Source organism: Clavibacter capsici, assembly GCF_001280205.1.
GTDB lineage: Bacteria > Actinomycetota > Actinomycetes > Actinomycetales > Microbacteriaceae > Clavibacter > Clavibacter capsici.
Genome location: NZ_CP012573.1, coordinates 1,941,526 through 1,956,678, shown reverse-complemented (window position 1 = coordinate 1,956,678; position 15,153 = coordinate 1,941,526). Strand labels below are relative to the sequence as shown.

12 protein-coding genes are annotated in these 15,153 nt (G+C 72.3%); 10 read left to right on the top strand and 2 right to left on the bottom strand.

Annotation, left to right across the window (positions count from 1 at the left end; translation table 11 throughout):
* Nucleotides 1-76 precede the first annotated feature (76 nt).
* The 4 genes from AES38_RS09160 to AES38_RS09145 all read left to right on the top strand — a co-directional run bounded on the left by AES38_RS09160 (nt 77) and on the right by AES38_RS09145 (nt 3,544).
* Nucleotides 77-1,465: a cation:dicarboxylate symporter family transporter gene (locus tag AES38_RS09160; RefSeq protein ID WP_053774701.1), complete on the top strand. Its 1,389-nt coding sequence runs from the start codon at nt 77-79 to the stop codon at nt 1,463-1,465.
* Between the two features lie 87 nt (nt 1,466-1,552).
* Nucleotides 1,553-2,035 carry an FHA domain-containing protein gene (locus tag AES38_RS09155; RefSeq protein WP_043675612.1) on the top strand — a complete coding sequence of 161 codons (483 nt, stop codon included), beginning with the start codon at nt 1,553-1,555 and terminating at the stop codon, nt 2,033-2,035.
* Nucleotides 2,035-2,736, top strand: coding sequence for a transcriptional regulator FtsR (gene ftsR, locus AES38_RS09150; protein ID WP_053774700.1), 702 nt, complete (start codon nt 2,035-2,037; stop codon nt 2,734-2,736). Before AES38_RS09155 ends, ftsR begins: the two co-directional genes overlap by 1 nt.
* A 265-nt stretch (nt 2,737-3,001) precedes the next feature.
* A complete protein-coding gene (locus tag AES38_RS09145) occupies nt 3,002-3,544 on the top strand; it encodes a MerR family transcriptional regulator (RefSeq protein ID WP_012038569.1) in 543 nt (180 codons plus the stop codon).
* Between the two features lie 96 nt (nt 3,545-3,640).
* Here the strand turns inward: AES38_RS09145 and AES38_RS09140 are convergent, their stop codons facing one another.
* The gene (locus tag AES38_RS09140; protein ID WP_043675618.1) at nt 3,641-4,453 is read right to left on the bottom strand and encodes a ParA family protein; all 813 of its coding nucleotides are present in this window, start codon (nt 4,451-4,453) and stop codon (nt 3,641-3,643) included.
* A 79-nt stretch (nt 4,454-4,532) separates the two neighbouring features.
* Here AES38_RS09140 and AES38_RS09135 point away from each other — a divergent pair, with 79 nt between their 5' ends.
* From AES38_RS09135 to AES38_RS09125, 3 genes are read left to right on the top strand one after another with little or no spacing between them, the layout of a single operon-like run.
* Entirely contained in the window at nt 4,533-7,934 is a 3,402-nt protein-coding gene (locus tag AES38_RS09135) for a pyruvate carboxylase (RefSeq protein ID WP_053774699.1), read from the top strand.
* A gap of 15 nt (nt 7,935-7,949) precedes the next feature.
* Nucleotides 7,950-9,422 (top strand): mycothione reductase, encoded by a 1,473-nt coding sequence (locus AES38_RS09130; RefSeq protein ID WP_053774698.1) that lies wholly within the window; start codon nt 7,950-7,952, stop codon nt 9,420-9,422.
* A gap of 31 nt (nt 9,423-9,453) precedes the next feature.
* Nucleotides 9,454-9,945 carry a peptide deformylase gene (locus AES38_RS09125; protein WP_043586449.1) on the top strand — a complete coding sequence of 164 codons (492 nt, stop codon included), beginning with the start codon at nt 9,454-9,456 and terminating at the stop codon, nt 9,943-9,945.
* A 43-nt stretch (nt 9,946-9,988) separates the two neighbouring features.
* On the opposite strand, the gene AES38_RS09120 is transcribed toward AES38_RS09125, so the two are convergent.
* Nucleotides 9,989-11,815 (bottom strand): AMP-dependent synthetase/ligase, encoded by a 1,827-nt coding sequence (locus AES38_RS09120; RefSeq protein WP_053774697.1) that lies wholly within the window; start codon nt 11,813-11,815, stop codon nt 9,989-9,991.
* Nucleotides 11,816-11,948: 133 nt separating this feature from the next.
* Here AES38_RS09120 and AES38_RS09115 point away from each other — a divergent pair, with 133 nt between their 5' ends.
* The 3 genes from AES38_RS09115 to AES38_RS09105 all read left to right on the top strand — a co-directional run bounded on the left by AES38_RS09115 (nt 11,949) and on the right by AES38_RS09105 (nt 15,108).
* Nucleotides 11,949-12,914, top strand: a complete 966-nt coding sequence (locus tag AES38_RS09115) for an ROK family glucokinase (protein WP_053774696.1) — start codon at nt 11,949-11,951, stop codon at nt 12,912-12,914.
* Between the two features lie 74 nt (nt 12,915-12,988).
* Nucleotides 12,989-13,678: a lysophospholipid acyltransferase family protein gene (locus tag AES38_RS09110; RefSeq protein WP_053774695.1), complete on the top strand. Its 690-nt coding sequence runs from the start codon at nt 12,989-12,991 to the stop codon at nt 13,676-13,678.
* Between the two features lie 59 nt (nt 13,679-13,737).
* Nucleotides 13,738-15,108: a class II 3-deoxy-7-phosphoheptulonate synthase gene (locus tag AES38_RS09105; protein ID WP_053774694.1), complete on the top strand. Its 1,371-nt coding sequence runs from the start codon at nt 13,738-13,740 to the stop codon at nt 15,106-15,108.
* Nucleotides 15,109-15,153 lie beyond the last annotated feature (45 nt).

Below are 15,153 nucleotides of genomic sequence, written 5' to 3'. Positions count from 1 at the left end.
CGCGCGTGGGACATCCTGTCGAGGACCGTCTGCCGCACCCCCGGCGTCGGCGCCGCTCACGAGACAAGGACGTCCCATGACCAACCCCATCGCCGCGCTCCGCCGCCTGGACCGGCAGCACTACCTCTACATCGCGGTCATCGTCGCGGTGCTCCTCGGCGTCACCGTCGGCCTCGTCGCCCCCGAGACGGGCGTGGCCCTGAAGCCGATCGGCGACGCGTTCGTCGCGCTCATCAAGATGATGATCGCCCCCATCATCTTCTGCACCATCGTCCTCGGCGTCGGCTCGGTCGCGAAGGCCGCCACGGTCGGCCGGGTGGGCGGGCTCGCGCTCCTCTACTTCATCGTCATGTCGACGTTCGCCCTCGCGATCGGCCTCCTCGTCGGCAACCTCATCCACCCGGGCGAGGGCCTCGACCTCAGCGGCCTGCGCGCGCCGGAGGGTTCGACGGAGGCGACCGACGAGAAGGACTTCCTCCTCTCGATCATCCCCACGTCGCTGCTGTCGTCGCTCACCTCGGGCAGCATCCTGCAGACCCTCTTCGTCGCGCTCCTCGTGGGCTTCGCGCTGCAGCAGCTCGGCAAGCGCGGCGAGCCGGTGCTCGAGGGGATCCGCAACATCCAGATCCTCGTGTTCCGCATCCTCAGCATGGTGATGTGGGTCGCCCCGCTCGGTGCGTTCGGCGCCATCGCCGCGGTCGTCGGCGCCACCGGGTTCCAGGCGGTCATCAGCCTCGCGACCCTCATGATCGGCTTCTACATCACCTGCGCGCTCTTCATCGTCGTGGTGCTCGGCACCCTGCTGTGGTTCGTCGCGCGGGTCAGCATCTTCAAGCTCATGCGCTACCTCGGCCGCGAGTACCTGCTCATCGTGTCGACGTCCTCGTCCGAGGTCGCGCTGCCCCGGCTCATCGCGAAGATGGAGCACGTCGGCGTCTCGAAGCCCGTCGTCGGCATCACGGTCCCCACGGGCTACTCGTTCAACCTCGACGGCACGGCCATCTACCTGACGATGGCGTCGCTGTTCATCGCCAGCGCGCTCGGCAGCCCCCTGGCGCTCGGCGAGCAGGTCTCGCTGCTGGTGTTCATGATCATCGCGTCGAAGGGCGCCGCGGGCGTCACGGGCGCCGGCCTCGCGACCCTCGCGGGCGGCCTGCAGTCGCACCGCCCCGACCTCGTGGACGGCGTCGGCCTCATCGTCGGCATCGACCGCTTCATGTCGGAGGCGCGCGCCCTCACGAACTTCACCGGCAACGCGGTCGCCACGCTCCTCATCGGCACGTGGACGCGCGGCATCGACGCCGACCGGGTCGCCCTCGTCCTCGGCGGCGGCGACCCGTTCGACGAGAAGAGCATGGGCACCGAGCACGAGGCCGAGCAGGCGACGCCCGCCGAGGCCCTCGAGGCGGACGTCACGCGCTCGGCCGGGTTCGGCGACGAGCCGCCGCGCGCCACCGCCCGCTGACCGCGGCGGGACCACGCCCGGGCGGATCCGGGCGTGGTCCCGGCCGTGTCCGATCCGTTACGCTGTCAGGTCACAGGAGGTACGACCATGGATGGACGCGAAGAGGGTCACGGCGCCACGCGCGTGCCCGAGCAGTACACGAGCACGGACACCACGGCCACCTTCCGCGACGAGCTCGGCGCCGCGCTCGCGGGCCTCGACAACGCCGTCTCGGCCGAGGAGAAGGACGCTGTCACGGCGCTCCCCTCGGGCTCCGCCCTCCTCGTCGTCCGCCGCGGCCCGAACCAGGGGGCGCGCTTCCTCCTCGATGCCGACGTCACGGTCGCCGGCCGTCACCCCGACGCCGACATCTTCCTCGACGACGTCACCGTCTCCCGCCGTCACGCGGAGTTCGTCCGACAGGGCACGTCGTTCCAGGTCAAGGACCTCGGCTCGCTCAACGGCACCTACTTCGACGGCGTCCGCATCGACACGGCGCTCCTGCAGGACGGTGCCGAGGTGCAGGTGGGCAAGTTCCGCCTCACGTTCTACGCCTCGCGCGCCGACCTCGCCGGCCGGACGATCGAGTAGTGCCGGCGTCCGCCGCCCGGTCGACGCCAGCCCGCACCCCCGGTCTCCTCAGCATCGGGCAGGTGCTCGCGCGCCTCACGCCGGAGTTCCCCGATCTCACGAACAGCAAGCTCCGCTTCCTCGAGGAGCAGGGACTCGTGCAGCCGTCCCGCACGGAGTCCGGCTACCGCAAGTTCAGCCCCGCCGACGTGGAGCGCCTCCGCACCGTCCTCGGGATGCAGCGCGACCACTACCTGCCGCTGAAGGTCATCCGCGCCTACCTCCGCGACCTCGACGCCGGCCTGTCGCCCGCGCTCCCCGGCGCGGCCACGACGCCGCCCACCTCCATGCTCGACCAGGAGCGGCGCTACAGCCGCGCGGAGCTCGTGCGCGAGTCCGGCGCGACCGCGCCGCTGCTCGGCGACGCCATCACCGCGGGCGTGCTCATGCCCGCGGAGGTCTACGGCGAGGAGGCCGTGCAGGTGATGCGCGCTCTCGTCGAGCTGCAGCGCACCGGCATCGAGCCGCGCCACCTCCGCGGCTTCCGCCAGGCGGCGGAGCGCGAGCTCAGCCTCATCGAGTCGGCCCTCGTGCCGGTGTCGCGCCGCCGCGACGCCTCGAGCCGGGCCCACGCGGCCGAGCTCGCGCGGGAGATCGCCACGCAGCTCGAGGTCGTGCGGGGGAGCCTCATCCGCTCGGCGCTCGGCCGGCTCTCGTCCTGAGGGCGCTCGCGACGACGGGCCCGACCCGTAGACTGACGTGCCCGCACGGGGCCGTCCGCACGTCGGAGGGACCCGCCGGGACCGGTCCACGAGCACCCCTCACGGGGGCGCGAGGGAGGGCCGGGACGACACGCCGGGCGCTTCCGCCGGATGTCGTTGATCGGGCCCGCGGGCCCCGCTACCGTGAGAACACGATCCCGACGAACCGACCCGAGCAGCCCACGACCCCCACCGGGGCGAGCGCTGTGGGGTGGAAGGCAGAACGATGAGCGACTCCACCCCGGACTCCGGGCGCTACGACCTCGGCCTGCTGTTCACCGACGGCCTCCCGGAGATGGACGCGAGCGCGGGCTACCGCGGCGCCGTCGCCGCCCGGGCCGCGGGGATCACCTACCGCCAGCTCGACTACTGGGCCCGCACCGGCCTCGTGGAGCCCACCGTCCGCGGCGCCTCCGGCTCCGGCACGCAGCGCCTCTACGGCTTCCGGGACATCCTGGTCCTCAAGCTCGTGAAGCGCCTCCTCGACACCGGCATCTCCCTGCAGCAGATCCGCACCGCCGTGAACCAGCTCCGCGAGTCCGGCGTCGTCGACCTCGCGCAGACCACGCTCATGAGCGACGGCGCCAGCGTCTACCTCTGCACCAGCAACGACGAGGTCATCGACCTCGTGAGCCGCGGCCAGGGCGTGTTCGGCATCGCCGTCGGCAAGGTCCTCCGCGAGGTCGAGCACTCCCTCGTCGAGATCGACACCCAGACCGTCGACCCCACGGACGAGCTCGCCGCCCGTCGCGCCGTCAAGGCCTCCTAGGCCCGAACCCCCGCAGCGCCCGTCCCTCGTCGGGCCGGGCCCGGGACGACGGACGCCGCCCCTCGAGGAGGAGCGGCGTGCGTGCGTGCGATCGGATCAGCGCGTGGCGTTCTCCGCGTAGTCGCCGATCTTCGCGGTGCGCATGATGCGCTCCAGCAGCTGGTCGAAGTTGCGCGCCATCTCCTGCGCGCTCTCGCCGGGCCACACGTGCAGCGGCTTGGCGGCGCCCTGCGCCTGCTGGAGCGACGTGCGCTCGGGCAGCTGCGGGCTCAGCACGAGCGGGCCGAACATGTCGCGGAGCTCCTTGATGCGGAACTGGTGCTCGAGCGACTGCACGCGGGCGCGGTTGACGATGATGCCGAGGGGCTGGAGGCGCGGGGAGAGGCCGCGGCGGATCTCCTCGATCGCGCGGAGCGCCCGGTCCGCGGCGGCGACGGAGAAGAGGCCGGGCTCGGTGACGACCGTGACGCGGTCGCTGGCCGCCCACGCGGTGCGCGTGAGGGCGTTGAGCGACGGGGCGCAGTCGATGAGGACGAGGTCGTAGTCGGCCTCGACGTTGGCGAGCGCCTCCTCGAGCTTCCAGATGTCGCGGATGCTCGGGTGCGGGCCGTCGAAGTTGATGGCGGACGGGCTGCCGATCATGACGTCGATGGTGCCCGTGCGGCCCTTGGTCCAGCCGCTCGGCGCGATGGCCGCGCGGACGATCTTCTCCTTGGGGGAGGCGAGGACGTCGGCGACGTTGAGGTGGCCGGCGACCTGGATGTCCATGCCCGTGGACACGTCGGCTTGCGGGTCGAGATCGACCACGAGGGTCCTCAAGCCGCGGGAGAAGGCGGCGGACGCCAGTCCCAGGGTCACTGTGGTCTTGCCCACGCCCCCCTTGAGGGAGCTGACGCTCAGTACATGCACGAGGGAGAGGCTACCGTCGATACTCTGGGAAGACCTAAACGCGGGGGTGCCCGAGCCCCATCCGACGAGAGGCCCCGCCATGTTCGAGAAGATCCTGGTCGCCAACCGCGGGGAGATCGCGATCCGCGCGTTCCGCGCCGCCGTCGAGCTGGGAGCCCGCACGGTGGCGGTGTACCCGCACGAGGACCGGCACTCCCTGCACCGCCTGAAGGCCGACGAGGCCTACCGCATCGGGGAGGAGGGGCACCCGGTCCGGGCCTACCTCGACGTCGACGAGATCATCCGCGTGGCGAAGGAGTCGGGCGCGGACGCGATCTACCCGGGGTACGGATTCCTGTCGGAGAACCCGGGCCTGGCGCGTGCGGCCGCCGAGAACGGCATCGCCTTCATCGGCCCCGGGTCGGACGTGCTGGAGATGGCGGGCAACAAGGTCACCGCGAAGGAGCACGCGACCGCGGCGGGAGTGCCCGTGCTCGCGTCGACCCCGCCGTCGACGGACGTCGAGCTCCTCCTCCGCCAGGCCGAGGACATCGGCTTCCCGATCTTCGCCAAGGCCGTCGCGGGCGGCGGCGGCCGGGGCATGCGCCGCGTCGAGCGCGCGGAGGACCTCGAGGACGCGCTGCGGGCCGCCATGCGCGAGGCGGACAGCGCGTTCGGCGACCCGACCATGTTCCTCGAGCAGGCGGTGCTCCGGCCCCGGCACATCGAGGTGCAGATCCTCGCGGACGCCACCGGCGAGACCGTCCACCTCTTCGAGCGCGACTGCTCCGTGCAGCGCCGGCACCAGAAGGTCGTGGAGATCGCGCCGGCGCCCGGCCTCGACCCGGCGATCCGCGACGCCATGCACGCGCACGCCGTCGCGTTCGCCCGGAGCATCGGCTACGTCAACGCCGGCACGGTGGAGTTCCTGCTCGACACGGAGGGGCCGCGCGCCGGGCAGCACGTCTTCATCGAGATGAACCCGCGCATCCAGGTCGAGCACACGGTGACCGAGGAGGTCACGGACGTCGACCTCGTGCAGTCGCAGATGCGCATCGCCGCGGGGGAGAGCCTCGCCGACCTGGGGCTCGCGCAGGACGACATCGTGCTGCACGGCGCCGCGCTCCAGTGCCGCATCACGACGGAGGACCCGGCGCAGGGCTTCCGGCCCGACACCGGCAAGATCACCACCTACCGGTCGCCGGGCGGCGGCGGGATCCGCATCGACGGCGGCACGGTCGCCACCGGCGCGCAGATCAGCCCCCACTTCGACTCCATGCTCGCGAAGCTCACGTGCCGCGGCCGCGACTTCCCTGCCGCCGTCACCCGGGCCAAGCGCGCCCTCGCCGAGTTCCGGATCCGCGGCGTCTCCACGAACATCCCGTTCCTGCAGGCGGTGCTCGACGACCCGGCGTTCCAGGCGGGCGACCTCAGCACCTCCTTCATCGACGAGCGACCGGGCCTCGTGCGCAGCAACGTCTCGAAGGACCGGGGCACGCGGATCCTCAACTGGCTCGCCGACGTCACGGTCAACCAGCCGAACGGACCGCGCACCGCCGTCGTCCGCCCCGTCGACAAGCTGCCCGACGTCGACCTCCGGGTGCCGGCGCCCGCGGGATCCCGACAGCGCCTGCTCGAGCTCGGCCCGCGCGGCTTCGCGGAGGCGCTGCGCGCGCAGACGGCCCTCGCCGTGACCGACACGACGTTCCGCGACGCCCACCAGTCGCTGCTCGCCACGCGCGTCCGCACCCGCGACCTCGTGGCCGTCGCCCCGTACGTCGCCCGCACGACGCCCGAGCTCCTCTCGGTCGAGGCCTGGGGCGGCGCCACCTACGACGTGGCGCTCCGCTTCCTCGGGGAGGACCCGTGGGAGCGGCTCGCGTCGCTCCGCGAGGCGCTGCCGAACGTCGCGATCCAGATGCTCCTGCGCGGCGCGAACACCGTCGGCTACACGCCGTACCCGACGGAGGTCACCGACGCGTTCGTGCAGGAGGCGGCCGCCACGGGCGTCGACGTCTTCCGCATCTTCGACGCGCTCAACGACGTCGAGCGGATGCGCCCGGCCATCGACGCCGTGCTCGCCACCGGCACCACCGTCGCCGAGGTCGCCCTCTGCTACACGGGCAACCTGCTGGATCCGGCCGAGGACCTCTACACGCTCGACCACTACCTGGGCCTCGCGGAGCGCAGCGTGGCCGCCGGCGCGCACGTCCTCGCGATCAAGGACATGGCCGGGCTCCTGCGCCCGGCCGCCGCCGAGCTCCTCGTCACCGCCCTCCGCCGCGAGTTCGACCTGCCGGTGCACGTGCACACGCACGACACCGCGGGCGGCCAGCTCGCGACGCTGCTCGCCGCGAGCCGCGCGGGCGCGGACGCGGTCGACGTCGCGAGCGCGCCCATGTCGGGCACCACGAGCCAGCCATCCGCCTCCGCGCTCGTCGCGGCCCTCGCCGACACCGAGCGCGACACCGGCCTCTCGTTGGACGCGGTGAGCGACCTCGAGCCGTACTGGGAGGCGGTGCGCCGCCTCTACCGCCCGTTCGAGTCCGGGCTCGCGGGCCCCACGGGCCGCGTGTACCGGCACGAGATCCCGGGCGGGCAGCTCTCGAACCTGCGCCAGCAGGCCATCGCCCTCGGGCTCGCCGACGACTTCGAGCTCATCGAGGACATGTACGCCGCGGCCGACCGGATCCTCGGCCGGATCCCGAAGGTCACCCCGTCGTCGAAGGTCGTCGGCGACCTCGCGCTCCAGCTCGCCGCCGCGAAGGCCGACCCGGCCGACTTCGAGCGGAACCCGCAGGACTACGACATCCCCGACTCCGTCGTCGGCTTCATGGCGGGGGAGCTGGGCGACCTCCCGGGCGGCTGGCCGGAGCCGTTCCGCACGCGCGTCCTCCAGGGCCGCGACGTGCGCATCGGCGTGACGCCGCTGTCCGACGACGACCGGCGGGCGCTCGAGGTCCCCGGCGCCGCCCGGCGGCACACGCTCAACCGCCTCCTGTTCCCGCAGCCCACCGAGCAGTTCGAGACCATCCGCGAGCTCTTCGGCGACCTGTCCGTGCTCGACACCGAGGACTACCTGCACGGCCTGCGGCCGGGCCAGGAGCACGTTGTCCGCATCGGGCGGGGCGTCGAGGTGCTCATCGGGCTCGAGGCCGTCGGCGAGGCGGACGCGTCGGGCATGCGCACCGTCATGGTCGTCATGAACGGACAGCTGCGTCCCGTCTTCGTGCGCGACCGCGGCATCGCGGTCACCGCCGTCGCGGCCGAGAAGGGCGACCCCGCGAAGCCGGGCCACGTGTCCGCGCCGTTCTCGGGCGTGGTGACCCTCAAGGTCGAGGAGGGCGCGGTCGTCGCCGCCGGCCAGCCGGTCGCGTCGATCGAGGCGATGAAGATGGAGGCGGCCATCACCTCGCCCGTCGCGGGCCGCGTCGCGCGCCTCGCCGTCCCCACCACCCAGCAGGTCGACGCGGGCGACCTGCTCGTGGTCGTCGAGAACTGAGAGAAGAGCCACCGGATGACCCCCACGGACCAGGACCCGCAGCAGGACGAGCACTACGACCTCGTGGTCGTGGGCGGCGGATCCGGCAACTCCATCGTCGACGAGCGCTTCGCCGACCAGCGCGTGCTCCTCGTCGACGACGGCGCGCACTTCGGCGGCACGTGCCTCAACGCGGGGTGCATCCCCACCAAGATGCTCGTGCACGTGGCCGACGTCGCCGCGGAGACCCGCGACGGCGCGGCCCTCGGCATCCGGGCGTCGGTGGACGCCGTCGACTGGCCGGCCATCAGCGCCCGCGTCTTCGGGCGCATCGACGCCATCAGCGAGGGCGGCCGCGAGTGGCGCGAGAGCGGCTCCGAGAACGTCACGCTGCTGCGCGAGAGCGTGGGGTTCGAGGCGCCGGGCGTCCTCGTGTCCGCGAGCGGCCAGCGCATCACCGCCGACCGCATCGTGCTGGCGGCCGGCTCGCGTCCGCGCCCGCTGCCCGCGGTCTACGCGCCGGACCCGGACATCCACGACTCCGACTCGATCATGCGCATCGCCGCGCTGCCCGCCTCGCTGCTCATCGTGGGCGGCGGCTACGTGGCCGCGGAGTTCGCGCACGTCTTCAGCCACCTCGGCGTGCACGTGACGCAGGTCGCCCGCTCCGCGCACCTCCTCGGCAACCTCGACCAGGACGTCTCCACGCGCTTCACGACGCTCGCGCGCACGCAGTGGGACGTCATCACCGACTGCGAGGTGGAGGAGATCGAGCGCGACGGCGACGTGCTCCGCTCGCGCCTCGCGTCCGGCCACCTGGTCGAGACGGAGGCCGTGCTCGTGGCGCTCGGCCGCGTGCCGAACACGGACACGCTCGCGGTCGCGAACGCCGGCTACGACCTGCACGCGGACGGCCGCATCGTCGTCGACGCGCAGCAGCGCGTGCTCGCGGACGGCGAGCCCGTGCCCGGCGTCTTCGCGCTCGGCGACATCAGCTCCGACCACCAGCTCAAGCACGTGGCCAACCACCAGGCCCGCGTCGTGCAGCACAACCTGCTGCACCCGGACGACCTCGTCGGCGGAGCGCCGGGCCCGGTGCCGCAGGCCGTGTTCTCGCGCCCGCAGATCGGCTCGTTCGGGCTCACGGAGGCGGAGGCGCGCGAGGCGGGTCCCGTGGTCACGATCGAGCAGCCGTACTCGTCCACGGCCTGGGGCTGGGCGCTCGAGGACACGACGTCCTTCTGCAAGCTCGTCGTGGATCCGCGCGACGGCGGCACGATCCTCGGCGCGCACATCATCGGCTCGGACTCGGCCGCGCTCATCCAGCCGCTGCTCACGGCCGCGAGCCTCGGCCACCGCGTCACCGGCCTCGCGCGGGCGCAGTACTGGCCGCACCCGGCCGTCACCGAGGTCGTCGAGAACGCGCTGCTCAGCGCCGAGTCCGCGGTGGCCGACTGGGCACGGGAGAATGGGGGAGGCGTCGCGCCCGAGGGGGCCGGTCGATCCTGACCCGCCGCCCCACCACCCACGGAAGCAGAGAATGACTGAACGACAGATCCGCCTGTTCGGCGATCCGGTGCTGAAGACCGTCTCGTCGGAGATCCACGAGATCGACGAGGGCGTCCGCGCCCTGGTCGAGGACCTCCTCGACAGCGTGCGCCCCGACGGCCGCGCCGGGGTGGCGGCCGCGCAGATCGGCGTCAACCTCCGTGCCTTCAGCTACAACGTGGGCCCGGCGTTCGGCTACGTCCTGAACCCCGTGATCGAGGAGCTCCGCGGCGAGGCCGTGCTCGTCGACGAGGGGTGCCTCTCGGTCCCGGGCCTCTGGTTCCCGACCATGCGCCACCCCGAGGCCGTCATCTCGGGGCTCGACCTCGACGGGAAGCCCGTCCGCATCGAGGGCACGGGCGTGCTCGCGCAGGCCTTCCAGCACGAGGTCGACCACCTCGACGGCCTCGTCTACCTCGACCGGCTCGACAAGCAGCGGCGCCGCGAGGCCATGAAGCAGGTGCGCGAGTCCGACTGGTTCTGAGCACGACGTCGGCCCGCGCGCTCGCGCGGGCCGACCGTCGGGATCAGTGGACCAGCGAGTGCCCCTCGGTGGTCGGCGCCGCCTCGTAGATCCGCGTGATCACGTCGGCGAAGGCCTCGAGCACCACCTGGCGCTTGATGCTGAGCTTCGGCGTCAGGTGCCCGGCCGCCTCCGTGAGCTCCACCGGCAGCACGACGAACTTCCGGATCGACTCCGCGCGCGACACCGTCGCGTTGGCCGCGTCGACGGCGCGCTGCACCTCGGCGAGCACGGCCGGGTTCTGCGACGCCTGCTCGAGCGTCATCGCGGGGTCCTGCCCGTTGTTCCCCAGCCAGACCTTGAGCATCTCCGGATCCAGCGTGATGAGCGCCGAGATGAACGGCCGCCGGTCGCCCGCCACCACGACCTGCCCGACGAGCGGGTTCGCGCGGATGGGGTCCTCGAGCGCGGCCGGCGCGACGTTCTTGCCGCCGGCGGTGACGATGATCTCCTTCTTCCGGCCCGTGATCGTGAGGTAGCCGTCGGCGTCGTACCTGCCCAGGTCGCCCGTGCGGAACCAGCCGTCGTCGAAGACGGCCGCGGTGGCCTCCTCGTCCTGCCAGTAGCCGTCGAAGACGTTGACGCCCTTGACCTCGATCTCGCCGTCGTCGGTGATCCGGGTGGAGACGCCGGGCAGCGCGGGTCCCACCGTGCCGATCCGGAAGCCCTTCACGAGGTTCACGCTCACCGGCGCCGTCGTCTCCGTGAGGCCGTAGCCCTCGAGGATCGTGAGGCCCAGGGACCGGTAGAAGTGGCCGAGGCGGAGCCCGAGGGGCGCGGATCCGCTCACGGCGTACCGCACGCGTCCGCCCATCGCCTGCCGGATCTTCGAGTACACGAGCGCGTCGAACAGCTTGTACTGCGCCTTCAGCGCGAACGGCACCCTGCCGGCGTCGACCGCCACCGAGTGCGCGTGGGCGACCTCGGCGGCCTTCCGGAAGACCTTGCCGCGGCCGGCGCCCTCCGCCTTCTGCTCCGAGGAGTTGTAGACCTTCTCGAACACGCGCGGCACCGCGAGGAGGAAGGTCGGGCGGAACGACGCGAGCGCGGGCAGCAGCTGCGTCGTGTCGGCCTGGTGCCCGGTCTTCACGCCGGCCTGCACGTTGAGGATCGAGATGAAGCGCGCGAAGACGTGCGCCGTGGTGATGAACAGCAGCGTCGAGGCGCCCACCTGCACGACCTCCTCCATCGCGACCTCGGCGTTCCGCGCGAGCTCGACGAAGTTCGCGTGCGTGAGGATGCAGCCCTTGGGGCGCCCGGTGGTGCCGGACGTGTAGATCAGGGTCGCCATGTCGGAGCCGACCGCGAGGTTCCGCCGCCTCTCGATCTCGGCGTCCGGCACGTCGACGCCCTGCTCGGCGAGCTTGTCGAGGTCGCCGAGGTCGATCTGCCACACGTGGTGCACGGCCGGCAGCTCCGGGTGGACCTCGTCGAAGCGGGAGAAGTGCTCGGCGGACTCCAGGATCACGGCGACGCTGCCGGAGTCCTGCATGTTCCAGTGCACCTGGCCGGGGGAGGAGGTCTCGTAGACGGGCACGAGCACGGCGCCGGCGAAGAAGACGGCGAAGTCGACGAGCGTCCACTCGTAGCGCGTGCGGCACATCATGCCGATCCGGTCGCCCGGCTGGATCCCCGACGCGACGAGCCCCTTGGCCAGCGCGATGACCTGCCGGTGGAACTCGGACGCCGTGACGTCGCTCCAGCCCCCGTCCCCGTCCGGCAGCGAGAACAGCGGAGCGTCGGGGCTCGTCCTCACGCGGTGCACCAGGACGTCGGTGATGTTGTCGTCGGGTCTGGCCTCGACGACGGCGGGCATGGTGTGCTGTTCCACGGCAACTCCCTCGGTACCGGAAATGGATGCTCCCAGAGTAACGTCGCGCGGTCGCCGGGCGCTCGTCCCCGGTCGGGGGCGTCGGGCACGTCAGTAGGATCGACGGGCGAGACGATGAGGAAGGGCCCGCGGAGTGCATGCAATAGGGATCGACATCGGCGGGACCAAGATCGCGGGAGCGGTGGTCGACGAGCTCGGCGTCATCGCCGCCGAGGAGCGGACGCCCACCGAGGCCAGCAGCCCGGAGGCGATCGTCGAGGCGGTCGTCGGCATGGTCGCGCGGCTCCGCGCGCAGCACCCCGACGTGGTCGCGGTCGGCGTCGCGGCCGCCGGCTTCATCGACGCCGCGCAGTCCACCGTCTACTACGCCCCGAACATCAACTGGCGCAACGAGCCGGTGCGCGAGAAGCTGCGCGGCCGGATCGACCTGCCCATCGTCATCGAGAACGACGCGAACGCCGCGGGCTGGGCCGAGTTCCGCTACGGCGCGGGCCGCCTGGTCAGCGACATGGTCACCCTCACCATCGGCACGGGCGTGGGCGGCGCCATCGTGGCGGACGACCGGCTCTTCCGCGGCGGCTTCGGCGCGGGTGCCGAGCTCGGCCACATGCGCGTCGTGCCCGACGGCCTGCCCTGCGGCTGCGGCGCCCGCGGCTGCATCGAGCAGTACGGATCCGGCCGCGCGCTCCTGCGCACCGCCGACGAGCTCGCCGACCTGGGCGGCACGCACGGCGAGGGCCTCGCGGCCCGCCGCCGGGAGGTGGGTACGCTCACCGGTCACGACGTCAGCGACCTCATCCAGGCCGGCGACCCCGGAGCGCTCCTCGCCCTCCGTCGCCTCGGCGGCTGGCTGGGGGAGGCCGCCGCGAGCATCGGCGCCATCCTCGACCCGCAGATGTTCGTGATCGGCGGCGGCGTCGCCCAGGCCGGCGACCTGCTGCTCGACCCCATCCGCGAGGCGTACGTCGCGCACCTGCCCGCACGCGGCTACCACCCCGAGCCGGAGTTCCGCATCGCCGAGCTCGTCAACGACGCCGGCGTCGTGGGCGCCGCGGACCTCGCCCGGCTCCACGCGGCCGCCCTGCGCCACGGGGCCTGACCCCGCGCCTGCCGGGCGCCAGCGGCTCCGCTGGCTATGCTGGATCCCGACCCCGCCCGGAAGGTGGCCACCCGATGTTCTACTGGTTCATGAAGAACCTGGTCGCCGGACCCCTCCTGCGGAGCACCTTCCGCCCCTGGGTCACGGGCCTCGAGAACATCCCCGCCAAGGGCGGCGTGATCCTCGCGAGCAACCACCTCTCGTTCATCGACTCGGTGTTCCTCCCGCTGCTGGTCGACCGCAACCTCGTCTTCCTCGCGAAGAGCGACTACTTCACGGGCACGGGCCTCAAGGGCTGGGCCACGAAGATGTTCTTCACCGCCACGGGGATGCTCCCCATCGACCGCTCGGGCGGCAAGGCGTCGGAGGCCTCGCTCAACACGGGCCTCCGCGTGCTCGCCGAGGGGCGCATGCTCGGCATCTACCCCGAGGGCACCCGCAGCCCCGACGGCAAGATGTACCGCGGCCGCACGGGCGTGGCCCGCATGATCCTCGAGGGCGAGGTCCCGGTCGTCCCGATCGCGATGATCGACACCGAGAAGGTCATGCCCATCGGCACCCGCATCCCCAAGGTCCGCCGGATTGGTGTGGTCATCGGCGAGCCGCTAGATTTCAGTAGGTTCGCCGGCCTCGAGGGAGACCGCTTCATCCTCCGCTCCATCACCGACGAGATCATGTACGAGCTCTCGAGGCTGAGCGGCCAGGAGTACGTCGACGTCTATGCGACCTCGGTCAAGGAGAAGCGCGCGAGCGCGGCCCGCTGACCGTCTCCCGCACCGCCTCCACCGCGCACCTCGCGCACGACACGAACCGGGATCCCACCGTGGCATCTGAGCACCTCGTCCCCGCCCACCCCGACGTCCTCGCGGGACTCGACCACTGGCGCACGCTCGAGGTCAAGCAGCAGCCGCAGTGGCCGGACGCCGCGGCCGTCCACGCCGCCTCCGCCGAGATCGCGCTGCTGCCGCCGCTGGTGTTCGCGGGCGAGGTCGACCTGCTGCGCTCCCGTCTCGCCGCCGCCGCGGACGGTCGCGCGTTCCTCCTGCAGGGCGGCGACTGCGCCGAGACCTTCGCGGGCGCGACGGCCGACGCGATCCGCAACCGCGTCAAGACCGTGCTGCAGATGGCCGTGGTCCTCACCTACGGCGCGGCCATGCCCGTCGTGAAGATGGGGCGCATGGCCGGCCAGTTCGCCAAGCCCCGTTCGAGCGACTCCGAGACGCGCGGCGACCTCACACTGCCCGCGTACCGGGGCGACATCGTCAACGGGTACGACTTCACGCCCGAGTCCCGTGCGGCGGATCCCGCGCGCCTCGTGAAGGGGTACCACACGGCGGCCTCCACGCTGAACCTCATCCGCGCGTTCACGCAGGGCGGCTTCGCCGACCTCCGCGAGGTGCACAGCTGGAACAAGGGCTTCGCCGCGAACCCGGCCAACCAGCGCTACGAGCAGCTGGCCCGCGACATCGACCGCGCCATCAAGTTCATGGAGGCCGCCGGCGCCGACTTCGACGACCTCAAGCGCGTCGAGTTCTACACCGGCCACGAGGGCCTGCTCATGGACTACGAGCGGCCCATGACCCGCATCGACTCGCGCACGGGCACGCCGTACAACACCTCGGCGCACTTCATCTGGATCGGGGAGCGCACGCGCGACCTCGACGGCGCGCACGTCGACTTCCTCTCGCGCGTCCGCAACCCGCTGGGCGTGAAGCTCGGCCCGTCGACGACGCCCGAGACGGTGCACGAGCTCATCGAGAAGCTCGACCCGGAGCGGGAGCCCGGACGCCTCACCTTCATCACGCGCATGGGCGCCGGGAAGATCCGCGACGCGCTGCCGCCCCTGCTCGAGGCCGTGAAGGCGTCCGACGCGAACCCGCTATGGGTCACCGACCCGATGCACGGCAACGGGCTCACCACGCCCACGGGCTACAAGACCCGGCGCTTCGACGACGTGGTCGACGAGGTGCAGGGCTTCTTCCAGGCGCACCGCGCCGCCGGCACGCACCCGGGCGGGATCCACATCGAGCTCACCGGCGACGACGTCACCGAGTGCCTCGGCGGATCCGAGCACATCGACGAGGCCACGCTCGCCACGCGCTACGAGTCCCTGTGCGACCCGCGCCTCAACCACATGCAGAGCCTCGAGCTCGCGTTCCTCGTCGCGGAGGAGCTCGCCGCCGCCCGCGGCTGACCCGCTCCGACGACGATGCCCCGCGGTCCTCGAGGACCGCGGGGC